21 protein-coding genes and 1 other RNA gene are annotated in these 23,428 nt (G+C 65.9%); 18 read left to right on the forward strand and 4 right to left on the reverse strand.

The features are described 5' to 3' along the window. The first annotated feature begins 3 nt into the window (after positions 1–3). Both glgX and DVH29_RS01895 read left to right on the forward strand, forming a co-directional pair. Entirely contained in the window at positions 4–2,007 is a 2,004-nt protein-coding gene (gene glgX, locus DVH29_RS01890; RefSeq protein WP_114644470.1) for a glycogen debranching protein GlgX, read from the forward strand. 150 nt (positions 2,008–2,157) lie between these two features. Next, on the forward strand, positions 2,158–2,871 hold the full coding sequence (locus DVH29_RS01895) for a hypothetical protein (protein WP_114644471.1): 714 nt from the start codon (positions 2,158–2,160) through the stop codon (positions 2,869–2,871). A 38-nt stretch (positions 2,872–2,909) separates the two neighbouring features. Here DVH29_RS01895 and DVH29_RS01900 read toward each other — a convergent pair whose 3' ends face one another. Both DVH29_RS01900 and DVH29_RS01905 read right to left on the reverse strand, forming a co-directional pair. After that, a complete protein-coding gene (locus tag DVH29_RS01900; RefSeq protein WP_114644472.1) occupies positions 2,910–3,335 on the reverse strand; it encodes a DMT family transporter in 426 nt (141 codons plus the stop codon). Positions 3,336–3,339: 4 nt separating this feature from the next. Beyond that, positions 3,340–3,813: a DMT family transporter gene (locus DVH29_RS01905; RefSeq protein ID WP_114644473.1), complete on the reverse strand. Its 474-nt coding sequence runs from the start codon at positions 3,811–3,813 to the stop codon at positions 3,340–3,342. A gap of 200 nt (positions 3,814–4,013) precedes the next feature. Between DVH29_RS01905 and DVH29_RS01910 the strand changes: the two genes are divergently transcribed. The 4 genes from DVH29_RS01910 (at position 4,014) to rarD (ending at position 8,548) form a co-directional block, all read left to right on the forward strand. Continuing rightward, positions 4,014–4,757 carry a YoaK family protein gene (locus DVH29_RS01910; protein ID WP_245944854.1) on the forward strand — a complete coding sequence of 248 codons (744 nt, stop codon included), beginning with the start codon at positions 4,014–4,016 and terminating at the stop codon, positions 4,755–4,757. A gap of 203 nt (positions 4,758–4,960) precedes the next feature. Next, positions 4,961–6,616, forward strand: coding sequence for an energy-dependent translational throttle protein EttA (ettA, locus tag DVH29_RS01915; protein WP_114644475.1), 1,656 nt, complete (start codon positions 4,961–4,963; stop codon positions 6,614–6,616). A 62-nt stretch (positions 6,617–6,678) separates the two neighbouring features. Then, positions 6,679–7,512 (forward strand): alpha/beta fold hydrolase, encoded by an 834-nt coding sequence (locus DVH29_RS01920; RefSeq protein ID WP_114644476.1) that lies wholly within the window; start codon positions 6,679–6,681, stop codon positions 7,510–7,512. A gap of 85 nt (positions 7,513–7,597) precedes the next feature. Further along, positions 7,598–8,548 (forward strand): EamA family transporter RarD, encoded by a 951-nt coding sequence (rarD, locus tag DVH29_RS01925; RefSeq protein ID WP_114644477.1) that lies wholly within the window; start codon positions 7,598–7,600, stop codon positions 8,546–8,548. Here rarD and DVH29_RS01930 read toward each other — a convergent pair. Then, on the reverse strand, positions 8,545–9,462 hold the full coding sequence (locus tag DVH29_RS01930; protein WP_114644478.1) for a hydrogen peroxide-inducible genes activator: 918 nt from the start codon (positions 9,460–9,462) through the stop codon (positions 8,545–8,547). The genes rarD and DVH29_RS01930 overlap by 4 nt on opposite strands. Before the next feature lie 119 nt (positions 9,463–9,581). Between DVH29_RS01930 and katA the strand changes: the two genes are divergently transcribed. From katA to metF, 4 genes are all read left to right on the forward strand, one after another. Next, positions 9,582–11,063 carry a catalase KatA gene (gene katA, locus DVH29_RS01935; protein ID WP_114644479.1) on the forward strand — a complete coding sequence of 494 codons (1,482 nt, stop codon included), beginning with the start codon at positions 9,582–9,584 and terminating at the stop codon, positions 11,061–11,063. A 171-nt stretch (positions 11,064–11,234) separates the two neighbouring features. Then, the gene (locus DVH29_RS01940) at positions 11,235–12,353 is read left to right on the forward strand and encodes a DUF2336 domain-containing protein (protein ID WP_114644480.1); all 1,119 of its coding nucleotides are present in this window, start codon (positions 11,235–11,237) and stop codon (positions 12,351–12,353) included. A gap of 95 nt (positions 12,354–12,448) precedes the next feature. After that, positions 12,449–13,393 carry an ArsR/SmtB family transcription factor gene (locus DVH29_RS01945; protein ID WP_114644481.1) on the forward strand — a complete coding sequence of 315 codons (945 nt, stop codon included), beginning with the start codon at positions 12,449–12,451 and terminating at the stop codon, positions 13,391–13,393. A gap of 28 nt (positions 13,394–13,421) precedes the next feature. Beyond that, complete coding sequence (gene metF / locus DVH29_RS01950; RefSeq protein WP_114644482.1) at positions 13,422–14,324, forward strand: methylenetetrahydrofolate reductase [NAD(P)H]; 903 nt, start codon at positions 13,422–13,424, stop codon at positions 14,322–14,324. Here metF and DVH29_RS01955 read toward each other — a convergent pair. Further along, positions 14,321–15,094 (reverse strand): L-iditol 2-dehydrogenase, encoded by a 774-nt coding sequence (locus DVH29_RS01955; protein WP_114644483.1) that lies wholly within the window; start codon positions 15,092–15,094, stop codon positions 14,321–14,323. The two genes, metF and DVH29_RS01955, sit on opposite strands and share 4 nt — an antisense overlap. A 191-nt stretch (positions 15,095–15,285) precedes the next feature. On the opposite strand from DVH29_RS01955, the gene DVH29_RS01960 reads away from it, so the two are divergent. The 8 genes from DVH29_RS01960 (at position 15,286) to DVH29_RS01995 (ending at position 23,412) form a co-directional block, all read left to right on the forward strand. Beyond that, the gene (locus tag DVH29_RS01960) at positions 15,286–15,978 is read left to right on the forward strand and encodes a hypothetical protein (protein WP_147275981.1); all 693 of its coding nucleotides are present in this window, start codon (positions 15,286–15,288) and stop codon (positions 15,976–15,978) included. A 155-nt stretch (positions 15,979–16,133) separates the two neighbouring features. After that, a complete protein-coding gene (locus DVH29_RS01965) occupies positions 16,134–16,868 on the forward strand; it encodes a molecular chaperone DjiA (protein ID WP_114644657.1) in 735 nt (244 codons plus the stop codon). A gap of 34 nt (positions 16,869–16,902) precedes the next feature. Next, an RNA gene (gene rnpB, locus DVH29_RS01970) (RNase P RNA component class A) lies at positions 16,903–17,282 on the forward strand. Positions 17,283–17,423: 141 nt separating this feature from the next. Continuing rightward, entirely contained in the window at positions 17,424–18,419 is a 996-nt protein-coding gene (gene rsmH, locus DVH29_RS01975) for a 16S rRNA (cytosine(1402)-N(4))-methyltransferase RsmH (protein WP_245944855.1), read from the forward strand. Continuing rightward, entirely contained in the window at positions 18,416–18,805 is a 390-nt protein-coding gene (gene ftsL / locus DVH29_RS01980) for a cell division protein FtsL (protein ID WP_114644486.1), read from the forward strand. The genes rsmH and ftsL overlap by 4 nt, the downstream gene beginning before the upstream one ends. After that, positions 18,802–20,535, forward strand: a complete 1,734-nt coding sequence (locus DVH29_RS01985) for a peptidoglycan D,D-transpeptidase FtsI family protein (RefSeq protein WP_114644487.1) — start codon at positions 18,802–18,804, stop codon at positions 20,533–20,535. The genes ftsL and DVH29_RS01985 overlap by 4 nt, the downstream gene beginning before the upstream one ends. Before the next feature lie 22 nt (positions 20,536–20,557). After that, complete coding sequence (locus tag DVH29_RS01990) at positions 20,558–22,000, forward strand: UDP-N-acetylmuramoyl-L-alanyl-D-glutamate--2,6-diaminopimelate ligase (protein WP_245944856.1); 1,443 nt, start codon at positions 20,558–20,560, stop codon at positions 21,998–22,000. An 8-nt stretch (positions 22,001–22,008) separates the two neighbouring features. Further along, positions 22,009–23,412 carry a UDP-N-acetylmuramoyl-tripeptide--D-alanyl-D-alanine ligase gene (locus tag DVH29_RS01995; protein ID WP_114644659.1) on the forward strand — a complete coding sequence of 468 codons (1,404 nt, stop codon included), beginning with the start codon at positions 22,009–22,011 and terminating at the stop codon, positions 23,410–23,412. Positions 23,413–23,428: the final 16 nt, after the last annotated feature.

Raw genomic sequence — 23,428 nt, forward strand, 5'->3', positions numbered from 1 at the left:
CTTATGTCCGCCAAGGGGGAGAGGCCGAAGCTCGGGGCGACGGTCACCGCGGCCGGCGTGGATTTCGCCGTCTATTCGGAAACCGCGGAGCGGATTTGGGTCTGCCTGTTCGACGGCGGCGACCGGGAGGTTTCGCGCATCGAGCTCGCCCGTGGCGAGGGGGCGGTGTGGGAAGGGCACGCGGACGGGCTGGCGCCCGGGGCGCGCTACGGATTGCGGGCCGATGGCCGCTACGATCCGGCGCAGGCCTATCATTTCGACCCCAACAAGCTGCTGGTCGATCCCTATGCCAGGCGGATCGACCGGGGCTTCGTGCGCCGGCCCGAATTGAGCGCGGCGCGCGGGGAGAGCGTCGATACGGCGGCTTTCGTGCCCAAGGCGCTGGTTGAGGGGCCTGCGCCGGCCCTTTACGCGCCGCCGGAGGGGGGGCGGCCGAGGCTGGTCTATGAGCTCAATGTCCGGCCCTATACCATGCTGCATCCGGGGGTGGCGGCGCCGCTGCGCGGAACGCTGGCCGGGCTGATGGCGCCGGAGGTGATCGCGCATATCCAGCGTCTGGGGGTGGATGTGATCGAGTTGCTGCCGGTCGCGGCGTGGATCGACGACGCGCATCTGCCGGCCCTGGGGCTGACCAATGTCTGGGGCTACAATCCGATCACCTATTTTGCCCCCGATCCGCGCCTTGCCCCCGGCGGGCCCGAGGAGTTGCGGCAACTGGTCGCCGCCTATGGGGAGGTTGGCATCCGGGTGGTGCTCGACGTGGTCTACAACCATACCGGGGAGGGCGATGCAGAAGGACCGATCCTTTCCATGAAGGGGCTGGATGCGCGGACCTATTACCGGCATTCCGAGGTGGATGGGCGGCTGGTACTGGTCAACGATGCGGGGACGGGCAATACGCTGCAATGCGATCATCCGGCGGTGCAGGACCTGGTGATCGACAGCCTGCGCCATTGGGTGGACGCCTTCGGCATTGCCGGCTTCCGCTTCGACCTGGCGCCGATCCTCGGGCGGTCGACGAAGGGGTTTTCGTCGCAGGCCGAACTGCTTGCGCGCATCCGCGAGGACGCCGTGCTCGGCCGGTGCCTGCTCGTCGCCGAGCCCTGGGACCCGGGGCCGGGGGGGTATCATGTGGGGCGCTTCGGCGAGCCCTTCATCGAATGGAACGATCGCTATCGCGACGATGTGCGCCGCTTCTGGCGCGGCGATGCGCATATGATCGGCGCGCTGGCTGACCGGCTGGCGGGGTCGGCGGACCTGTTCAACCATGACGGGCGCCGGCCCTCGGCGAGCGTCAATTTCCTCGCCGCCCATGACGGATTTACCCTCGCCGACCTCGTGGCCCATGAGCGCAAGCACAACGCGGCGAACGGGGAAGACAACCACGATGGGCACGATGCCAACCATTCGTGGAATTGCGGGGTCGAAGGCAGGACCGACGACGCGGAGATTGTGCGGCGCAGAGGGGACGATGTTCGCGCCCTGCTCGCCACGCTGTTCGTCTCCCACGGCACGCCCATGCTGACGGCGGGCGACGAATTGGGGCGCAGCCAGGGGGGCAACAACAATGCCTATGCCCAGGACAATGCCGTCACCTGGCTCGACTGGGCTGGGGCGGATGGTGAACTGGCCGGGTTCGTCGCGTCGCTCTCGGCCTTGCGGCGCGGGCATCCGGGCTTTCGCAGCGACCGCTTCCTCTCCGGCGTCGAGCGGGCGGGCTGGAAGGACGTCGCCTGGCTGCGCCCGGACGGCACCGAGATGACGCAGGCCGATTGGCAGGCGCCGGATGCATCGGTGCTCGGCATGCTGCTGCATGAGGCGGGGGAGACGCTGCTGGTCTGGTTCAATCGGGTGCGGGAGCGGGTCGAGGTCCGCCTGTCGGCCGAGCCCGGGGTCGCCTTCGACGTGGCGCTGGTCTCCTGCCGCGATGCGGAGGTGATCGCCGGGCCGCACTCCTTGGTCCTGCCGCCGCGCAGCGTCGTGATCCTGGCCCCCGCAAAAGGATAAAATCGATTAAAAGGGTGAACCGATTGTTCACCCTCGCGCGCTTCGGACGAAACCTGGCCGCAGCATTGGGCATTAGCCCTATGGAAGGTGGCCGCCTCCTCAGCAGTACCAACCCGGGCGACACGCCCGGCTTTGGCAAAGGAGGCCAATATGCGAAACTATGCGAGTGTATCCGCCGCGGTTCTGATCGTCGCGGCATTGGGCGCCAGTCCCGCACTGGCGCAACTGGACGTGGATCTGGGGATTCTCGATGCGCGGGTCGATGTCGACACCGACAGGGGACTGCACGTCGATGCCGATGTCAACCTGCTCGGCGATCGCGGCGTCGATGCCGACGCCAATGTGGCGCTGGGCGGCGATCGCGCGGCCGATGTGGCGGCGGACGTCAATGTGGGGGGCAGCGGCGGTATCGATGCCTCGGCCAATGTGGGCGTCGGCGGCGATGACGGCCTTCTCGACGCGGATGTGGATATCGGCGTCGGCGGTGGCAGCAATGGCTCCGGCGGCAATGGCGGTGGAGGTGGCGGTGGTACGCCCCCGGTCGTTCCGCCCTCGGGTTCGGGCGCACAGGCCGGCGGATCGTCGCTGGCCTGCGAGGGCGAAAATTCGTCGGCCTATGCCCGGCTCACCAACATAAGTTATTCGACCCAGGCGGTCTCGAACTGGTCGCAGGCGACCAGCGTGCAGTTCATCCCGGTCAGCCTGTGCCCGGGGCTCGATGCGCAACTGGGCACCGGGCTCCTGGCCCAGGCGGCCGGCGGCATTCCGGTCCTGCAATCGGCCCTTGCGGGGTCGTCCTACTCGGCCAATGACATCATCGGCATCGCCCAGTCGGGCGGTCAACTCGCGGTGTATGTCAACTGAAGTTCGTCCCGGCCGGGCGATATCGCGTCCGACCGGGGCTATTCGCCCCGGCGCTGGGTCAGCGCCATGCCGGCGATGATCAGGGCAACCCCGAGGGCGCTGTAAACAAAATTGTCGTCGGCGCCGCCCAGGAGATCGAGCAGCACGCCGGAAATCATCTGGCCACCGATCACCAGCATGGCGGTGTTGATCGCGCCGATGCGGGCGATCAGCCAACTGCCCGACGCAACGAAGATCACACCCAACGTGCCGCCGAGATAGGCGTACCAGGGCGCTGACAGCGCGCCCTCCGGCCACAGGCCGCCGAGCACGAGTCCGAGAATGGTGAGGACCACGAAGCCGACGATGTGATTCCAGAACGAGGCGGCCAGCGCCGTGGTGGACAGGGCAAGCCTGGCATTGATCTGGCGGGAGAGGGCGACGAGGACCCCGGCGAACAGCGCGAGGAGAACCGCGATAGTCATGGTGTCAGCTCCGTCCGAAAATGATGATCATCGACCCGGCGAAGATGAGGCCGACCGCCGCGAAATCGCGTGGCTTGGGCATGCGCCGGGGCAGGCCGAGCAGGCCCCAGCGATCGGCTGCGAGGGAAAATACCACCTGGCCGCCCAGACCGAGGGCCAGAGTGCCCGACAGCGCCAGCGGCGAATTGACCGTGGTCGAGGTGAGCATCACGGTGACGGCACCGGACACCCCGCCGAGATAGGCCCAGAGCGGCGTGCCCGGCGCAGCGCCGCCTTTGGCGGGAAAGGGCCGCTGGCGCATGAGGGCGAGAAACAGGATGGCCGCGACGGTGCCGGTGCCATGGGCGACCCATGAGGAATAGAGCGCATTACCATGGAGCGCCACGAGGCCGTTGAAATCGACCATCAGGGTGAGCAGCCCGCCGCTGGCGAAGGCGAGCAGCAGATGCAGCGGGGAGGGGCGGGTGGAAACTGTCATGGATCGAATCGCACTCGAAGGGTCGAACCGGCGGTTCGTTGTTACGCCAAGTGCCATCGCGCCGATACGGGGAATCGGGCCGATTGCCACCGGCGCTGCGCCGGGGCCATAATGCGGCGAGAGATTCCCCCGTGTGTGTTGTCGTTTCCGGCATGGACCGAGCCTTGATGGATTATCGCCGAAGACGCCGGCGGTCGCGCTTGCGATTGCTGTCGCATCTGGCCGGCCACAGACGGGTCGCGGCGGCCGATCTCGCCTTGTCGCTGATCCTGGCGGGGGTGGCCGGGGCGATCAATGCGGGCGGGTTCATCGCCATCGGCCGCTATACCTCGCATATGACCGGGTATATGTCGGAGCTGGCCGATGCGGTGGCGCTCGCCGATGCGGCGCTGGTGGCGAGCGGGCTGGCGGCGGTGGCATGCTTCATCGCCGGGGCCGTGGTTTCGGCCATCCTCATCAACTGGGCCCGGCGGCATACGCGCTGGAGCCAATATGCCCTGCCGCTGGCCCTGGAAGCGGGCCTTCTGGCGGCGCTGGGACTGCTGGCCATGGTGCCGTGGGCCGGGGGCTTCGCGCTGGCCGCCGCGCCGGCGTTGTGTTTTCTGATGGGATTGCAGAATGCCACCATCACCAAGATTTCCGGGGCGCGCATGCGCACGACGCATGTGACCGGCCTCGTCACCGATATCGGGATCGAGCTGGGCAAGGGGCTGTACCGCAATCGCGATCCGCGTATCGCGCCGGAGCGTGACGTGCGGGCCGATGGGCGCAAGCTGACGATCTTCTGCGCCATCGTCGGCTGCTTTTTCGTGGGCGGAGTGGTGGGTGCGGTTGGCTTCGGGGCCTTTGGCTTCGGCTTTGCCTTGCCCATCGCCCTGATGCTCGCGGCCTGCGCAGCGCCGAGCTTCGTGACGCACTACCGGCGGGGGCGGCGGGGGCGATAACGGGGGTGAGGAATGGGGCAGGCTCAGAGCCCCCCTCATCCGTCTCGGACCTGTCGGTCCGATCCACCTTCTCCCACAAGGGGAGAAGGGAGTCCTTGGGGCGGCGCTGAGGGGGAGGGCCCGGGAGGCCATTGCGCCGTATGGCGGGTTGTCCTACATACGGCGCCAGCATTTCCGAACACGTCCAAAGAGGCTATCGCGTTATGGCGCGTCAATTCATCTATCATATGCACGGCATGTCGAAGGCCTATTCGGGAGGGAAGAAGGTCATCGACAACATGAACCTCTCCTTTTATCCCGATGCCAAGATCGGCATTCTCGGGCCCAACGGCGCCGGCAAGTCGACCCTGCTCAAGATCATGGCCGGGATCGATACCGAATTCACCGGCGAAGCCTGGGCGGCCGATGGCGCGACGGTGGGCTATCTGGCCCAGGAGCCTCAGCTCGACGAACAGCTCGACGTCAAGGGCAACGTCATGATCGGGGTCAAGGAAAAGCAGGCCGTCCTCGACCGCTACAACGAACTGATGATGAACTATTCCGACGAGACGGCCGACGAAGCGGCAAAGCTCCAGGACCAGATCGATGCCGAGGACCTGTGGGACCTCGATTCCAAGGTCGAGATGGCCATGGATGCGCTGCGCTGCCCGCCAGCGGGCGAAAACGTCGTCAATCTGTCGGGCGGTGAAAAGCGCCGCGTGGCGCTGTGCCAGCTGCTGCTGAGCCAGCCCGACCTGCTGCTGCTCGACGAGCCGACCAACCATCTGGACGCCGAAACCACGGCGTGGCTGGAAAAGCACCTGCGCGACTATCCGGGCGCCGTGCTGATCATCACCCACGACCGCTATTTCCTCGATAACGTCACCGGCTGGATCCTCGAGCTCGACCGCGGCAAGGGCCATCCTTACGAGGGCAACTACACCGCTTATCTCGACGCCAAGGCCAAGCGCATGCGGCAGGAGAAGTCCGAGGATGCGGCGCGGGCCAAGGTGCTGGAGCGGGAAAAGGAGTGGCTGGGACAGTCGCCGCAGGCGCGCCAGACCAAGTCCAAGGCGCGTATCCGGGCCTATGACGAACTGGTCAAGATCAACGAGGCGCGCACCCAGTCCTCGACGGCGCAGATCATCATTCCGCCCGGGGAACGCCTGGGCCAGAACGTCATCGATGTCGACAACATCTCCAAGGGCTTTGGCGATCGCCTGCTGATCGACGGGCTTTCGTTCAAGCTGCCGCCGGGCGGCATTGTCGGGGTGATCGGGCCGAACGGGGCGGGCAAGTCCACGCTCTTCAAGATGCTGACCGGGCAGGAACAGCCCGACAGCGGATCGATCACCGTGGGCGAGAGCGTGCATCTGGGCTATGTGGACCAGAGCCGCGACAGCCTCGATCCCAAGAAGTCGGTCTGGGAGGAAATCTCGGGCGGCAACGACATCATCATGCTGGGCAAGCGCGAGGTGAATTCCCGGGCCTATACGTCCTCGTTCAACTTCAAGGGCGGCGACCAGCAGCAGCCGGTGGGCACGCTGTCGGGCGGCCAGCGCAACCGCGTGCACCTGGCCAAGATGCTCAAATCGGGCGCCAACGTCCTGCTGCTCGACGAACCGACCAACGACCTCGACACCGAAACCCTCGCGGCGCTGGAAGAGGCGCTGGAGGAATTCGCCGGATGCGCGGTGATCATCTCGCACGACCGCATGTTCCTCGACCGGCTGGCCACCCATATCCTCGCCTTTGAGGGCGACAGCCATGTGGAGTGGTTCGAGGGCAACTTCCAGGACTACGAGGCCGACAAAGTGCGGCGCCTGGGCCCCGACGCGGTCAACCCCAGGCGGGTGACCTACAAGCCGCTGACCCGCTAGATCGATCTGCAGGGGCGCCGGGGTTTTTCCCCGGCGCCGTCATTTTGGTATAGGCTCTGGCCATGATCGAACCGTTCTCCATCGCTATCGAAGACGCACGCTTTGCGGGGCTGGAGGCCGGGGAGGGGATTCCGGTGGTGTTCCTGCATGCGGGGGTGTGCGACAGCCGTATGTGGGAAAGCCAGATCGCGGCGGTGGCCGAGGCCGGGTTCTGGGGCGTGGCCTATGACCGACGCGGGTTCGGGGGGACCGAGACGCCGGATGAGGGCTTCTCCCCCCTCGAGGATCTCGAAGCGGTGCTCGACGGGTTGGGAATCCATGCGGCGGTGGTCGTCGGCGCCTCGATAGGCGGGGCGCTGGCCATCGATTTCACCCTGGCCAATCCCGAGCGGGTGGCCGGGCTGGTGCTGATGGGTACCTCGATTTCCGGTGCGAGGCCCCCGGCGCTGCCGCCGGAGATCATGACCATCGTCCACGCCATGGAGGCGGTGGAGGAGAGCGGGGACGTCGACGCGATGAATGCCGTCGACGCCCATGCTTGGCTCGACGGGCCGCTCTCGGAGAGCGGGCGGGTAGGCGATCCGGTGCGGGCGCTGTTCAAGGCGATGAACGGGACCATCTTGCGCAAGCCCAGGCTGACGCGGCAGGAGCCGGTGCAACCGGCGCGGGATGCGGTGGGCGATATCGATACGCCGACCCTGCTCATCGCCGGCGATCTCGATTTTCCCCATGTGGTCAACCGGCACGACGACCTCTCCGAGGAGATGGAGAACGCCTTCGCGGTGGTGATCGAGGGGACGGCGCATCTGCCCAATCTGGAGCGGCCCGACCTGTTCAACCCGCTGCTGCTCGAATTCCTCGCCACATTGACCGGGGGCGAAGGCAACGGGGGGTGATGGGTCGATCACAAACTGTGGCTGGCCAGGATGGAAACCCGCCGGTAGAGTTTAAGCCCTAGTTGGCCCAGCAAGGTTCTGATCCATGACATCGATCGAAGGCGCTCCCGCTGCCAAGGGCGTGCGGTCCTCCCGGCCTGTCGGGCCGGACGACAATGTGCGTCTCGGGGTGATCGCGGCGCTGTTCACCTATACGCTGTGGGGCGTGCTGCCGCTGTTCTTCAAGCTGCTCGAGCATGTCGATCCGGCCGGTGTGGTGGCCAATCGCATCCTGTTCTCGCTGGTGCTCGTCGTGGCGATCCTGTGGATGCGCGGGCAGTTCGGCGAGGTGCGGGCGGCGCTGAAGGACCGGCGGACGGTGCTGGCGCTGGCGCTCTCGGCGGTTCTGATTGCCGGCAACTGGCTGATCTTCATCTGGGCGGTGGGCAATGGGCATGTGCTCGAAGTCAGCTTCGGTTATTTCATCAATCCGCTGGTGAGCGTGGCCATCGGCATGGTGTTCCTGGGCGAGAAACTGACGCGGACCCAGGTGATCGCCATCGGCGTGGCGGTGGTCGCCATCCTGATCCAGGCGGTGGGGCTGGGCACCATCCCCTGGGTGGCGCTGGCGCTGGCGTTCAGCTTCGGGTTCTACGGCTATGTGCGCAAGACGGTGAATGTGGGTTCGGCGGCGGGGCTGGGGATCGAGACCGCGGTGCTGGTGCCGCTGAGCGTGGTTTACATCGGCTATCTGCTGGCCGGGCCGGCCCCGGATTTCTATGCCGATCCTTTCACCACCATGCTGCTGGTCATGACCGGGCCGCTGACTGCGGTGCCGCTGGTGATGTTCGCCTTCGCGGCGCGGCAATTGCGGCTTTCGACCATTGGCATGTTCCAGTACATCGCGCCCTCAATGCAGTTCCTTTCAGCGGTGGTGCTGTTCGGGGAAGAATTGAGCCCGGCGCGGCTGGTGAGCTTTGCGCTCATCTGGCTGTCGCTCGCAATCTTCTCGGTCGGCTCGTTCCGCTCGCGGGGACGGGACCCCCGACCGGCCTAGGCGAGGCGGAGATCGGTACGCAGGGCTGCCTCGCCGACTTCAGTGAGGATGGCAGCGATGCGGCGGAACAGCGCTTCATAGGGCGAGCCGGCGCGCCAGACCAGCCGCAGCAGCCGGCCGGCGCCGGGCGCGCGCAGGGTGTGGATGTCGATGCGCCGGTTCTGCTCCTCACGCTTGAGGCTGATGGCGGGCAGCAACGTGACGCCATAGCCATTGGCGACCAGTTCGAGAATGGTGGCGAGCGAGGTGGCGGCGAAGGTGCGGCCCTGCAGGTCAGGTTTCAGCGCGCAGGCATCGACGGCCTGATCGCGCAGGCAATGACCTTCCTCGAGCAGCAGCACCTCATCGCGGGGCAGGTCGGACAGGGCGACCGGGTCCTCGAAGTCGGCGCCCCGGGGAGTGGCCAGCACAAAGGGATCGGCAAAGAGCGGCACGGTGGTGAGGTTGGACCGGGTGGTTTCGGTGGCGATCAGCGCCAGGTCGAAATCGCCCTTGGCAAGCCCCGACAACAACCGATCGGTCTTGCCTTCGCTGACCGCGAAACCGATCTCGGGCAGCGCGATGCCCAAAGCGGGCAGGATCTCGGGCAGGAGATAGGGAGCTACCGTGGGGATGAGCGCGAACCGCAAGGGCCGGGCGGGACGGCCCGCCGAGGCGTCGGCGAAGCCTTCGAGTTCGGCGGCGGCGTTGAGCACCCGTGTAGCGTAGTCGAGGAATTCCCGACCGAAGGGGGTGAGGGCTACGGCCTTGCCGCTGCGGTCGAAGATCGCCGAATTGCAGCGCTCCTCAAGCAGCTTGACCTGCTGAGAGAGGGCGGGCTGGGTTACGTGGCACCGCGCGGCGGCCCGGCCGAAATGGCCCTCCTCGGCGATGATCCGGGCATAATGGAGCTGGCGGAGCGTGATGGCCGACATGAGTGCGCCTTGATTAGATTGTCTTATCCTCAAGCATAGTTTTATCAATTTGATTAATCGGCGCAAGAGGGGTAAAAACGCTTATCAGTTTAGAATCAATACAAACTAGGAGGTCTCATATGTCTGACAGGCCAACACTGACGACCAGCGCCGGCGCGCCGGTCTCGGACAACCAGAATTCGATCACCGCGGGTCCGCGCGGCCCGGTGCTGATGCAGGATTACCAGCTCATCGAGAAGCTGGCGCACCAGAACCGCGAGCGCATTCCCGAGCGCGCCGTCCATGCCAAGGGCTGGGGCGCCTATGGCACGATGAAGATCACCGGCGACATCTCCAAATATACCCGCGCCAAGGCCTTGCAGCCGGGTGCGGAAACCCCGCTGCTGCTGCGGTTTTCCACCGTGGCCGGCGAAATGGGCGCCGCCGATGCCGAGCGCGACGTGCGCGGCTTTTCGCTCAAGTTCTATACCGAAGAAGGCAATTGGGACCTGGTGGGCAACAACACCCCGGTGTTCTTTGTCCGCGATCCTCTGAAGTTCCCCGACTTCATCCACACCCAGAAGCGCCACCCGCGCACCAATCTGCGCTCGGCGACGGCGATGTGGGATTTCTGGTCGCTTTCGCCCGAAAGCCTGCACCAGGTCACCATCCTGATGTCGGATCGCGGCCTGCCGATCGCGCCCATGTTCATGAACGGTTACGGCTCGCATACCTATTCGTTCTGGAACAACAATGGCGAGCGATTCTGGGTGAAGTTCCACTTCAAGACCCAGCAGGGCCACAAGTTCCACTCCAACGAGGAAGCCGAGCAGGTCATCGCCAAGACGCGCGAGAGCTATCAGGAGGCCCTGTTCGGCGGTATCGAGCGTGGCGAATATCCGCGCTGGACGGTTCAGGTCCAGATCATGCCCGAGGCGGATGCGGAAAAGACGTCCTACAATCCGTTCGATCTCACCAAGGTCTGGCCGCATGCGGAATACCCGCCGATCGAGATCGGGGTGCTGGAGCTCAACCGCAATCCGGACAATTATTTCGCCGAGATCGAACAGGCGGCCTTCTCGCCGTCCAATATCGTGCCGGGTATCGGGCATTCGCCCGACAAGATGCTGCAGGCGCGGGTCTTCTCCTATGCCGACGCGCATCGCTACCGCCTGGGCACCCATTACGAGTCCATCCCGGTCAACGCGCCGCGCCGCCCCGTGCACCACTATCACCGCGATGGCCAGATGAACGTTTTCGGCGGCATCAAGACCGGCAATCCGGACGCCTATTACGAACCCAACAGCTTTGGCGGCCCGGCCGAGGACAAGTCGGTGCAGGAACCGCCGCTCAAGATCTCGGGCGATGCCGACCGGTACAATCACCGCGAGGGCAATGACGATTTCGGCCAGCCGCGGGCGCTGTTCAACCTGTTCGACGATGGCCAGAAGAAGCGGTTGTTCTCCAATATCGCCGCGGCGATGGGGGGCGTGCCGGACGAAATCATCGAGCGGCAGTGCAAGCTGTTCGACCAGGTCCATCCGGAATATGGGGCGGGCGTGCGGGCCGCGATCGCGGCCGGCAAGCAGGAGCGTCCGGCCGCCATTTCGGCCGCCGAATAGCGAGCCTCTTTTTCCAAGAATGAGGAGCGGCCCGGCTTGGCAAAGCCGGGCCGCTTCGCGTTGGTGCGATTGAAGCGCATTTTAATCAAATACACCCTGTCCCATTCAGCGGGGCGAAAAGGGAGGTCTGGCACGGTGGGCCATCAGACGGCGGTTGCCGGGGAGACTGACATGAGCGAAGCGCGCGAGTCTTTGAAGGCATTTGCCAATTTCAGGGTGTTGAACGGCGATTCCGATGCATCGGAACGCGACCATCTGATCCGCAATCTGGCGCAATTGTTTTCCTATGTTTCGGATCGCTGCGACGACGAGCAGGTTGCTCAATACGACGAGGTCTTGTGCCAACTGGCCGATATCGTCGAGGTGGAGGCGCGCTCGCATGTGGCCAATCTGCTGGCGCCACTGGAACGCGCGCCGGGATCGGTGGTGCTGCGTCTTGCCAATGACGTGATCGAGGTGGCCGAGCCGCTGCTCGAATTCTCCACCGTCTTGTCCGATGACGACCTGATTGAGATCGCCGAGCATCAGAGCGAGGCGCATCGGGTGGCGATCGCGGGCCGCAGGGATCTGGCGTCGCGGGTCGGCGAGGCCATCGTCGCCTTCGGGCAGGAGCCCTCGGTGACGCGGCTGCTCAAGAACGAGCAGGCACGGTTGAGCCGGTCGGCGATCGAAAAGATCGCGGTGATCGCCCAGCAGAGCGAGGCGCTGGCCCAGATGCTGCGCAGCCGCTCCGACATCGACTGGCCGCATCTGCGGGCGGAAGTCTCGGCCATAGGGGCCAGGGCGCTGGAAAGTCTCGGCCTGATGGCGCGGGAGGATGGCCGGGTGACGGCGTCCCGCGTGCAAGCGGTGGTCTATAACCGCATCAAGAACCAGGCGGGGTTTTCCGCCCAGGAATGGAAGCTGGCCTGGAACCAGGTGAAGGCCCTGGCCGACCGGCGGCGGTTCGATCTCAAGGCGCTGCACCGGTTCACGCGGTTCGGCTATGGCCACCATACGGCGGCCGGGCTGACCATGCTGCTGGAGGTGCGTCCGGAAATCATCGTCAAATGGCTGGCAATGCAGGACTATGTGGCGTTCACCGTCGCGGCCCGCGCCATCGGGCTCGATGCCGACCTGTTTCAGGCGGTGGTGACGGTGCTGCCCTGGCGGGACATGCCGAGCCGGCTCGACATCGAGAACGTCCGCCGGCGCTTCGAGGCGCTGAGCGAGGAGGAGGCCTCGGAGATCTTCGAGCTGTGGCGGTCGCATTCCTTCCGGCGGCGAATTTCGGAAGAAGCCGTGGCGTGAGGGCCGAACGCCACAAGGACGCAGTTGGCGGTTGACACAGGTCATATAAAGATATCTTTATGTCTCTGGAATGATCATGACCGGGGACGCCGCAAGTGCGCAAACCGCAGGACATCGTCGGGATATTGAAGGCGGCGGGCGAAAGCACGCGGCTTCGCATTCTGGCGTTGCTCGCGCAGGGCGAACTCAGCGTCAAGGACCTGACGGAAATCCTCGACCAGAGCCAGCCGCGCGTCTCTCGGCACCTCAAGCTCCTCGCCGATGCGGAGATGGTGACGCGGCATGCCGAGGGCGCCTGGGCCTATTTCCGGCTCAATCGCGAGGCGGCGAGCGGGGCGCTCAACGACTGGATCGTCTCCCATATCGACGCCGATGCCACGGCCTTGCGCGGCGACCGCGACAAGCTGGCGGCGCTGCGCGCCATGCAACGTCAGCGGGCCGCCGATTTCTTCAGCACCATCGCCGGGGACTGGGATCGGCTGCGCAGCCTGCATGTGCCCGAGGCGGCGGTGGAGGAGGCCATCCTGGCGGCGGTGGGCGGGGAGGTCGAGAGCTTCCTCGACCTGGGCACCGGGACCGGGCGTATGCTGGAACTCCTGGCCGGGCATTACCGCCGGGCGGTGGGACTAGATTCCAGCCGCGAGATGCTGGCGCTGGCGCGGGCCAAACTCGATGCCGAACAGATCGACCACGCGCAGGTGCGGCTGGGCGACATCACCGACCTCGCCGATCATGCGGGCTCGGCCGACCTCGTCATGCTGCATCAGGTGCTGCACTATTTCGACGATCCCGGCGTGCCGCTGGGCCGGGCCGGGGCGTGCCTGCGGCCGGGCGGGCGCATCGTCGTCGTCGATTTCGCGCCCCACGACCATGAATTCCTCCGCAGCGAGCAGGCGCATCGCCGCCTGGGTCTTTCGGACCAGCAGATGGAAGTGTGGGGGCGCAATGCCGGGCTCGACATCCACCACGCAAGGCAGTTTCCGCCGCGGGCGGAGGATGGGCTGACCGTGTGCCTCTGGGTGCTCGCGCAGGCGGCCTGAACGATCAAGCAAGAAGGAACAGACCACAGTGGGACCGACACGGGCCGAGAACCGTTTGAGCCGTCAGCCGGAAAGCCGGCTGCCCGAAATCGCCGTGAGCTTCGAGTTCTTTCCGCCCAAGACCGATGCGATGGAAGAGCGGTTCTGGGACAGCCTGGCGCGGCTGGCCCCGCTCAAGCCGCGTTTCGTTTCGGTGACCTATGGGGCAGGGGGCTCGACCCGCGAGCGGACATTGCGCATGGTATCGCGGATCACCACGGACTCCGGGGTGCCGGCTGCGGCGCATCTCACCTGCGTGGGGGCGACGCGGGCCGAAGTCGACGATGTGGTGCGCGGCTATGCCGAGGCCGGGGTGAGCCGCATCGTGGCGCTGCGGGGGGATCCGCCGGCGGGCGTCGGCCAGCCTTTTGCGCCGCATCCCGAGGGCTATCAAAACGCCGCCGATCTCGTGGCGGGCATCCGCAAACTGGGCGATTTCGACATTTCGGTCGCCGCCTATCCGGAAAAGCATCCCCAGAGCCTCGATTGGGACGCCGAGATCGACAATCTCAAGCGCAAGCTCGACGCGGGCGCGGCGCGGGCCATCACGCAGATGTTCTTCGAAAACGCCGATTACTGGCGGTTCGTGGAGCGGGCGCAGAAGGCGGGCATCACGGCGCCGATCGTGCCGGGAATCCAGCCAATCCATTCGTTCAAGCAGATCAGCGGGTTTGCCGGACGCTGCGGCGCCTTGATCCCGCAATGGCTGGCGGACCGGTTCGAGGGGCTGGACAATGATCCGGAAACCCATGCGCTGGTGGCCGCGGCGGTGGCGGCCGAGCAGGTGACCGAACTGCTCGATTCCGGGGTGACCGAGTTCCATTTCTATACGCTCAACCGCTCCAACCTGGTGCTGGCGCTGGCGCGGCTGCTGGGGATACGCCCGGCCTAGCTCATCCAGTTGCCGCCATCGACATTGTAGGTCTGGGCGACGATATAGTCTGCGGCCGGGGTGGCGAGGAAGACGGCCATGCCGGTGAGGTCCTGGGCGGTGCCCATGCGGCCATAGGGCACGGTGGCGCCGACCCGGCGCTTCTTTTCGCCCGGCGCGAGGCCCTCATGGCGGGCGAACAGGGAATCCACGTGGTCCCAGTGCTCGCCCTCGACGACGCCGGGGGCGATGGCGTTGACGTTGATGCCATGGGCGATGAGGTCGAGCCCCGCCGACTGGGTGAGGCTGATCACCGCCGCCTTGGTGGAGCAATAGACCGCGACGAGCGGTTCGCCGCGCCGGCCAGCCTGGCTGGCCATGTTGATGATCTTGCCGCCCTTGCCGCGGGCGATCATGGATTTGGCCACGGCCTGCATCATGAACAATAGGCCGGCGACGTTGACGGCATAGAGGCGGTCATAGCTCTGGCGGGTGATCTCGACGATGGGGGCGAGATCGAACAGGGCGGCGTTGTTGACGAGAATGTCGATGCCGCCCAGGCGCGCTTCCACGTCGGCGACCGCCGCATCGATCGAGGCCTGGTCGGTGACGTCGAGTGCCACGGCGACGGCGCTCTCTCCGATCGAGCGCGCGGCTTCCCGCGCTGCTTCGAGGTTGATGTCGGCAATGGCGACCCGGACGCCCTCGGCTGCATAGGCGCGGGCGAAGGCGAGACCGATGCCGCGCGCGGCCCCGGTGATGATGGCTGTCTTTCCGTCCAACTGGCCCATGATACTCCTCCAGATTGAGCTTTTGCCCCTAATATGAGCAATTGCTTAAGTCTGGTGTTGCAAAATGCAAGAACTTTCAGGCCTTGCCGGGGATTTTCATCTCCCGTTCACCAAACTACCGCCATTTTCAGTGGTAATGAGTGCGGTAATGCGGGGGCAAACCGGTTTTCGGCCGCAAGGATTTGAACGACATGCTGTCCAAACCCATAGCTTCGGGCGTGATGCTGGCCGTGCTGATCGGCGCGGTGAGCACGGCTGCGCTGCAATCCCAGGACGGGCCGGATGCCGCCGGCGTCACCCAGGTCGAGACCGCCGATGCGGAAACCGAGGTGGAGGAACGGACGGCGACGGCTCCGAACCGGGTGGTCGACAGTGCCGGATTCCCGGTGGTGCCCGAGGCGTCCGCAGAAGCGGAAGTGCCCAAGGGCCCGATCGTGACCGTGGATGGCCGTCCGCTGGGCGGGGTCACCGTGCCCGAAATCGCCCGCACTGCGCCGCAGCCCGAACCTGTCGCCGTGCCGGAGCCGGAAGCGCCGGCCGAAGCGGTCGAGGTCGCCGTGAGCGAGCCGCCGCGTCCCATGCCGCGCCCGGAAGGGCTGGTGGCGCCGACGAGCGCGCCGGACGTGGTGGACTATGACGCCATCGCGGCAGTGGCCGGTGCAGCGCCGGAGACGGAATTCATGAGCCCCGAACAGCGCCGCTCGCTGGTGACCACGTCGGAGACCTACACGTCCAACCAGCCCAATGCCGATGGCCTAGTGCAGATCGTAGGCCCGAGCGGGCAGGTGATCTGGGTCTATGCCGACCAGCTCCAGGCCAATGACAGCCGCGTCACCGTGCAGCGTCCGCAGCCGGACAACCCCTTCGGCTTCGTCTATGACTGAAGGGCGCCGGCCGGGCCGCTAGCCGAAGCAGGTTGGGGTATCCGTCGGGGCATTTCCGTTTTCCTTGAATCGCGCTAATGCTCCCCATCATTGTCTTATTGCGCTTTCTGGCCGCCCCCGGGTGGGCGCGGAGTCCCGACAGCAGGGAAATTGCCATGTCGCTTTGGCAGAAGATCGCCGATTTTCTCGGATCCTTTTCGGACGGCACTGGCCTCGCCGGTGGGCTGGCCAGCATTTTCGATCCGGACAACTGGCTGCCCGGCGGGCGCGACGCGGCCTTCACCATGTCGATCGTCGCGCTGTCCGCCAAGATGGCAGTGGCCGATGGCGTGGTGAGCCGCCGGGAGGTGATCACCTTTCACCGGCTGGTGGATATACCGGAAGGGGCCGATAAGCATCTCGACCGGTTTTTCGCGCTGGCGCAACAGGATGTGGCTGGTTTCGATACCTATGCGCGAAAGGTCAGGAAGTTGTTTGCGGATTCCCCGGCGACGCTGGAACACGTGCTCGATGCGCTGTTCGAGATATCGACGGCGGATGGTTTGGTCCATGAGGAGGAACTGGCCTATCTGGCGGCGGTGAGCGATATTTTCGGCTTCGATACCGTACGGTTCGAGCAGATCGCCGCCCAGCACGTGCTGCTGCCCAGTGGGCATCGTGATCCCTACGCGGTGCTGGGGCTGGCGCCCGATGCCACCGACGAGGAGGTCCGCCGCACCTATCGGCGGCTGGTTTCCGAGCATCACCCGGACCGCATGGTTGCCAAGGGCGTGCCCGAGGAATTGATGGGGCTGGCCTCAGCCAAGATGGCCTCGATCAACACCGCCTATCGCGAGGTGACGCAGGCGCGGGGTACCCGACCCGTGCTGTTGGCCAGTCCTGCCACTTGACCGCCCATGGGTGCGCGCCCTACATCGGGCGACACCAGTTGACCGGGCGGCCGCTGCATCTCGCGATGTGGAGGAAAGTCCGGGCTCCATGAGAACACGGTGCCGGGTAACGCCCGGCGGGGGCGACCCCAGGGAAAGTGCCACAGAAAGCAAACCGCCCGGCAGGTCCGGGTAAGGGTGAAAGGGTGCGGCAAGAGCGCACCGGGCAGCCGGCAACGGAGGCCGCATGGTAAACCCCACCGGGAGCAAGACCGAATAGGGACGATGGAGGCTCGCCTCGGCCGCGTTTTCACGGCTTGTCGTCCGGGTTGGTTGCAGGAGGACCGCAGCGATGCGGTTCCCAGATGAATGGTCGCCACGTCGAAGGCCCAGCCTTCGGCCCTACAGAACCCGGCTTACAGGTCAACTGGTGTCGTTTTCCCTGCGCGCTTCGCACAGGACGCAGTTTGGGAAACAAAATCTTAAAGACTGCGGTGCAATCTGGCTCAAGTTGGAGCAATCCGCAGTTTTATCACGTCTAGTCCGGCGTATCCCTCCGCTGTCCGTGGGCGCCAGGTGCGAGTATCTGAGTATATGGGCGAGCCGCAATCCCCACACGAATCGGTGCTGTTGGCCGAAGTGCTCGGTGCGCTCGCTCCGCTCGACGGAGCGGTGGTGATCGATGGCACGTTTGGGGCCGGAGGCTATTCGCGCGCCCTGCTCGACGCGGGGGCCAGCGTCGTCGGCATCGACCGCGATCCCAGCGTTGCTCCGTTCGCCGACGCACTTGCCGCCCAGTTTCCCGGTCGCTTCCGCTTCTTTGCAGGAGAATTCTCCGCGCTCGAAGACGCAGCCGAAGGGGCGGCGGTCGATGGCGTGGTGCTCGATATCGGCGTCAGCTCCATGCAGCTCGACCTTGCAGAACGGGGCTTTTCCTTCATGCGGTCGGGGCCGCTCGACATGCGGATGAGCGGTGAGGGGGAAAGCGCCGCCGATCTCGTCAACGGGTTGAGCGAGGCCGAACTGGCCAATCTGATCTTCGCCTATGGCGAGGAGCGGGCCTCGCGCCGGATCGCCAAGACGATCGTGGCGGCGCGCTCCGAGACCGAAATCTCCGATACGCTGGAGCTTGCCCGCATCATCGAAAAGACCGTGGGGCGCAAGCCCGGCGGGCCGCATCCGGCGACGCGGACCTTCCAGGCGCTGCGCATCGCGGTCAACCGCGAATTCGACCAACTTGTCGAGGCGCTGTTCGCCGCCGAGCGCCTGTTGCCCGAAGGCGGGCGGCTGGCGGTGGTGACCTTCCATTCGCTCGAAGACCGGATCGTCAAGCGCTTCTTCGATGAAACCAAGACGGCAGGCCCGCAGTCGCGGCATTTGCCGCAAGCTGCGCAGGCGCAACCGCGCTGGTCGCCGGTGCGCAAGGCGGCAAGGGCCGGCGCGGCGGAAATGGCGCGCAACCCCAGGGCGCGCTCGGCAACCCTGCGCAGCGCCATTCGCACCTCCATGGCGGCCCGGCCGGTGCTGTCGAGCGGGCTGGGCGTGCCCGGCTTCACGCGGGGCGCCGCATGAGCCGGTTTCTCCATCGCCTCAATCTCATCCTCGCCGTGCTCACGGTGCTGGCGGTGGTGGCCGTCTATTCGCAAAAGCATTTTGCCGAGCTCACCGCCGAGGAGATCACGAGCATCGAGCGCAGCATCACCCGGCAGCAGGCGGCGCTTTCCATTCTCAAGGCGGACTGGGCCTATCTCAACCAGCCGACGCAGATTCAGCCGATCATCGACCGGCACAATGACGTGCTCAACCTGCAAGTGGCCAAGGCCAGGCAGTTCGGCCATTTCGAGGACCTACCCATGCGGCCGATACAGCGGCTCGATACCGACGCGCTCAATGCGCTGTTTGAAACGGTGGAAGCGGGGGAAGACCCGATCGGGTCGTTGCTGGAGGGCATATTGTGAGCGCCATAACGACCCACCAGGAAACCATTGCGCTCGAGGGCGCGCGCAAGGCGCGCGGCAACCTGACCGGCGCGCGCATCCGCTGGGCCATGGTGTTCGTGGCGCTGGTGTTCGCGGTGATGGGCGGACGGCTGATCTGGCTGGGCAATATCGAAGTGGACACCACGATCGAGGGACAGACGCGGGCGGCGATCATGGCGTCGCGGCCCCCCATCCTCGACCGCAACGGGATCGAGCTGGCGGTCGATATCCGCGTGCCGTCGTTGTTTGCTGAGCCGCGCCGCATTCTCGACGTGGACGAAGCGGCCGAGGCGATCCTCTCCGTCCTCCCCGATCTCAACTCCGCCTGGCTGCGCCAGCGCCTCACCGGTGACAAGGGTTTCGTATGGGTGGCGCGCGAACTGACCCCGGCCATCCAGGAGCGGATCATGCGGCTGGGCATTCCGGGGCTCGATTTTGTCGAGGAAAGCCGGCGGTTCTATCCGGGTGGCTCGGTCGCCTCCCACATCATGGGGGCGGTCAATATCGACAATGTCGGGATCGCGGGAATCGAAAAGCACCTCGACGACGACAATCTCGCCCTGTTGCAAAGTCTCGGGCTGGCGCGGGACAGCGCGCTCACCCCGGTCAACCTCTCCATCGACCTGCGGGTGCAGCACGTGCTGCATGACGAACTGGCCGACGCCATGGAGCGCTATCAGGCGATCGCGGCGGCCGGGGCGATCATGGATGTGCGCACGGGCGAGATCGTCGCCATGGCCTCGCTGCCCGATTTCGACCCGAACAATCCCGCCAGCATGCTGCAGGAAGGGCATTTCAACCGCATCACGGCGGCCAAGTTCGAGCTGGGCTCGACCTTCAAGACCATCACCTTCGCCGGAGCGCTCGACAGCGGGGCGGTGCGGATCACCGACCAGATCGACGCGCGGTTCGGGGTGCGGTTCGGGCGCTATACGATCAGCGATTTCCACGGCAAGTACCGCATTCTTTCGGTGCCGGAGGTGTATAAATATTCCTCCAATATCGGCACCATCAAGATGATGCAGGCCATGGGGAAGGACAATTTCCGCGCCTTTCTCACCCGCATGGGGTTCGAGGGCGCGCCGGAGATCGAACTGCCGGAGGTGACCCGATCGGCCATTCCGGACACCTTCTCGGAAGTGGGCGCGGCGACGGCCTCGTTCGGGCACGGGCTCAGCGTCACGCCGCTGCATATGCTGGATGCGGTTTCGGCGCTGGTCAATGGCGGCTACCTCACTGGCGCCACGTTGTTTCCGCGCACCGAGGCCGAGGCCATGGCCGATGCCACCCAGGTGGTGTCGGCGCAGACCAGCGACTATATGCGCTATCTCATGCGGCTCAACGCCACGGAAGGCTCGGGCAGCCGGGCCAATGCCATCGCGCAGGGCTATCGCTGGGGCGGCAAGACGGGCACGGCGGAAAAGGTTGTCGACGGCCGCTATTCGAGCGAAAAGAGCCTGGCGCTGTTCGCCTCGGCCTTCCCGCTCGACGATCCGCGCTATGCGATGATCGTGCTGGTGGACGAGCCCCGGGCGGAAAACGCCCAGTCGGGGCGGACGGCGGGCTGGAACGCAGGAGAGATGTCGGGACGCATCGTGGCGCGGGTGGCCCCCATGCTCGGCGTGCAGCCCAATCTCGATCCGCTGATCGACGCGAGATTGGTGCCGGCTGGCCTGCGGGTGCAACAGCTCGCGCCAATCGGGCTTTGAGCCGCTCAGGGAGAAACGGACCTTGTCATTTTCGCTGACCACCGTCCTGTCAGGCTTCGCCGGCAATTCCGCTATCCCGGCCATCGAGATCACAGGCCTCAACGCCGACAGCCGGCTGATCGGCAAGGACGAGGCGTTCTTTGCTCTGCCCGGCGCTCGGGGGCACGGCATTCTCTATGCCCATGAAGCCATCGGGCGGGGGGCGAGCGTGGTGGTGACAGATGCGGCGCCCCCGAGCGATCCCGGCGTGCCGGTGGTGGTGGTCGACAATGTGCGGGCGGCCTATGCCCTGGCTGCGGCGCGGATGACGGGGGCAAAGCCGGCCCAATGCGTTGCGGTGACGGGCACCAACGGCAAGACCTCGGTGGTGTCGTTCCTGCGCCAGATCTGGGCCGAGGCGGGCATCCAAGGAGCGAGCCTGGGCACGCTGGGGCTGATGGTTGGAGACCGGCATGTGCCGGGGGAACTGACCACGCCCGATGCGCTCTCCCTGCACCGGACGCTGGCGCAGCTCAAGGCGGAAGGCGTGGACCATGTGGCCATCGAGGCGTCGAGCCACGGGCTCGACCAGCACCGGCTCGACGGGATCGATTTTTCGGCGGTGGCCTTCACCAATCTCAGCCGCGACCATCTCGACTATCACCAGACGCTGGAGGCCTATCGCGACGCCAAGCTGCGGCTGTTTCGCGAACTGATCGACGCCAAAGCGACGGCGGTGATCGACGCGGAGAACGGGGAGGGCATGCCGTTCATGTTCGCGGCCCTCGACCGCGGCGCAACGGTGTTCACCGTGGGCGCTGGCGGCGCGCATATCGATATCGAGAGCGTCGAGAGCGAGGGGTTCGGGCAGCGGGTACGGGGAAAGCTGGTGGGCGAACCCATGGAATTCCTGCTGCCGCTGGTGGGGCGGTTCCAGGTCGACAATGCGGTGGTGGCGGCGGGGCTCGCCATGGCGACCGGCGTCGAGAACGCGGCCGCCATCCGGGCGCTCGAAACGCTTAAGGGCGCCAAGGGGCGATTGGAGCTGGTGGCGGAGCGGGGCAAGGCGGCGGTGTTCGTCGACTACGCCCATACGCCCGATGCGCTGGAGAATGCGCTGGAGGCTCTGCGGCCTTTCGCCGGAGGGCGGCTGATCGTGGTGTTCGGGTGCGGCGGCGATCGGGACAGGGGCAAGCGCCCGCAAATGGGCGCGGTGGCGCGCAAGCTGGCCGATTGGGTGATCGTCACCGACGACAACCCGCGCACCGAAAACCCCGCGGAGATTCGGGCGGAAATTCTCGCCGCGGTGCCCGAGGCGACGGAAATTGGCGACCGGGCCGAAGCGATCAGCCATGCCATTGCCGAAATGGGCGCGGAAGATGTGCTGCTCGTCGCGGGCAAGGGGCATGAGGATTATCAGATCGTGGGCAAGACCAAGCACCATTTTTCCGACCATGAAGTCGTGCGCGCCGCGTTCGAGGCGTGAGGATCGTGATGTCGCTCTATTCGATTGCCGAGATCATCGAAGCGACGGGAGGCGTGGCGGAGGGCGTCACCGCCGATGCGGTCTCGTCGATCTCCATCGATTCGCGCGAGATCGCGCGGGGGGCGCTGTTCGTGGCGATCCGGGGCGCCAATTTCGACGGGCATGATTTCGTCGCCCGGGCGATCGAAGCGGGAGCTGCAGCGGCGCTGGTGTCGCGGGAGCGCGCCGAGGGGCTGGCGGGATTGCCGCTGATCGTCATCGAGGACGACCCGCTCGAAGGGTTGACGCGGCTGGCGCGGTTCAACCGGGCGCGCAGCCGGGCCCGGATCGCGGCGGTGACGGGGAGCGTGGGGAAGACCTCGACCAAGGAGGCGATCCGGGCGGCGCTGGAGGCCTCGGGCCGGACCCATGCCTCGATTCGCAGCTTCAACAATCACTGGGGCGTGCCGCTGATGCTGGCGCGCATGCCCAGCGACACGGAATTCGCGGTGTTCGAGATCGGCATGAGCAGCGCCGGGGAGATCACGCCGCTGTCGCAATTGGTGCGGCCGCATGTGGCGGTGATCACCACGGTGGCCCCGGCGCATCTGGAATTCTTTGCCTCCGAAGACGCGATCGCCGATGCCAAGGCGGAGATCTTCGCCGGACTGGAGGCTGGCGGCATGGCCATTCTGGGGCGCGACCATGCCCATATCGACCGGCTGCAACAGGCAGCGACAGCGGCGGGCATCGAGACGCTGACCTATGGGTTCGATCCGCATGCCGATATGCGGATCGCCGATTACGTGGCGACGGATGGTGGGGGGCGAGCGCGGCTGGCAGGCGGCGGGCTGGAGCTTGCGTTCTCGGTCTCAACGCCCGGCCGGCATATGCTGGCCAATGCGGTGGCGGCGCTGCTGGTGGCGCGGCAATTGGGCGCCGATGCGGGGACGGCGCAGGCCGCGCTCGAAATCCAGGGCGCGCCGGAAGGCCGGGGAGCGGCGTTCCTGCTGGGCGATCCCGCCCGTCCCATCCGCCTCATCGATGAGAGCTACAACGCCAATCCCGCCTCGATGCGGGCGGCACTGGATGTCTTCTCGCAATTGCCGTCTACGGGTGGGCGCAGGATTCTGGTGCTGGGCGACATGCGCGAACTGGGTGCTGCTGCCGACCGGTATCATGCCGAACTGCGTGACGCGGTGCTGGCGGCGCGGCCAGACCTGGTGTTCCTGGTCGGCCCGCATATGACCCATCTCGCCAAAGCGCTGCCACCCCGGCTTGTGGCCGCACAGACACAGGATGTGGACGATCTCGCGGGAGACGTTTTGCAAACGCTTGCCTCGGGCGACTCAGTTATGATCAAGGGATCGAACGGATTAAAGCTGGGCACGCTGGTGGCCCGGATACGCGCGCAATATCCCACGCCAAGCTAGAGGCAGTCAGCCGGTT

This window comes from Pelagibacterium lacus, assembly GCF_003345525.1.
In the GTDB taxonomy this organism is placed as follows: Bacteria; Pseudomonadota; Alphaproteobacteria; order Rhizobiales; family Devosiaceae; genus Pelagibacterium; species Pelagibacterium lacus.

Excerpts from the sequence above, each read along its gene's own strand:
- DVH29_RS01955 (WP_114644483.1), bottom strand. The coding sequence starts at position 15,094 with ATGGGCCAGTTGGACGGAAAGACAGCCATCATCACCGGGGCCGCGCGC.
- katA (WP_114644479.1), top strand. The coding sequence starts at position 9,582 with ATGTCTGACAGGCCAACACTGACGACCAGCGCCGGCGCGCCGGTCTCG.
- ettA (WP_114644475.1), top strand. The coding sequence starts at position 4,961 with ATGGCGCGTCAATTCATCTATCATATGCACGGCATGTCGAAGGCCTAT.
- DVH29_RS01930 (WP_114644478.1), bottom strand. The coding sequence starts at position 9,462 with ATGTCGGCCATCACGCTCCGCCAGCTCCATTATGCCCGGATCATCGCC.
- DVH29_RS01920 (WP_114644476.1), top strand. The coding sequence starts at position 6,679 with ATGATCGAACCGTTCTCCATCGCTATCGAAGACGCACGCTTTGCGGGG.
- DVH29_RS01965 (WP_114644657.1), top strand. The coding sequence starts at position 16,134 with ATGTCGCTTTGGCAGAAGATCGCCGATTTTCTCGGATCCTTTTCGGAC.
- rarD (WP_114644477.1), top strand. The coding sequence starts at position 7,598 with ATGACATCGATCGAAGGCGCTCCCGCTGCCAAGGGCGTGCGGTCCTCC.
- DVH29_RS01895 (WP_114644471.1), top strand. The coding sequence starts at position 2,158 with ATGCGAAACTATGCGAGTGTATCCGCCGCGGTTCTGATCGTCGCGGCA.
- glgX (WP_114644470.1), top strand. The coding sequence starts at position 4 with ATGTCCGCCAAGGGGGAGAGGCCGAAGCTCGGGGCGACGGTCACCGCG.
- DVH29_RS01960 (WP_147275981.1), top strand. The coding sequence starts at position 15,286 with ATGCTGTCCAAACCCATAGCTTCGGGCGTGATGCTGGCCGTGCTGATC.
- DVH29_RS01995 (WP_114644659.1), top strand. The coding sequence starts at position 22,009 with ATGTCGCTCTATTCGATTGCCGAGATCATCGAAGCGACGGGAGGCGTG.
- DVH29_RS01900 (WP_114644472.1), bottom strand. The coding sequence starts at position 3,335 with ATGACTATCGCGGTTCTCCTCGCGCTGTTCGCCGGGGTCCTCGTCGCC.
- ftsL (WP_114644486.1), top strand. The coding sequence starts at position 18,416 with ATGAGCCGGTTTCTCCATCGCCTCAATCTCATCCTCGCCGTGCTCACG.
- DVH29_RS01905 (WP_114644473.1), bottom strand. The coding sequence starts at position 3,813 with ATGACAGTTTCCACCCGCCCCTCCCCGCTGCATCTGCTGCTCGCCTTC.
- DVH29_RS01940 (WP_114644480.1), top strand. The coding sequence starts at position 11,235 with ATGAGCGAAGCGCGCGAGTCTTTGAAGGCATTTGCCAATTTCAGGGTG.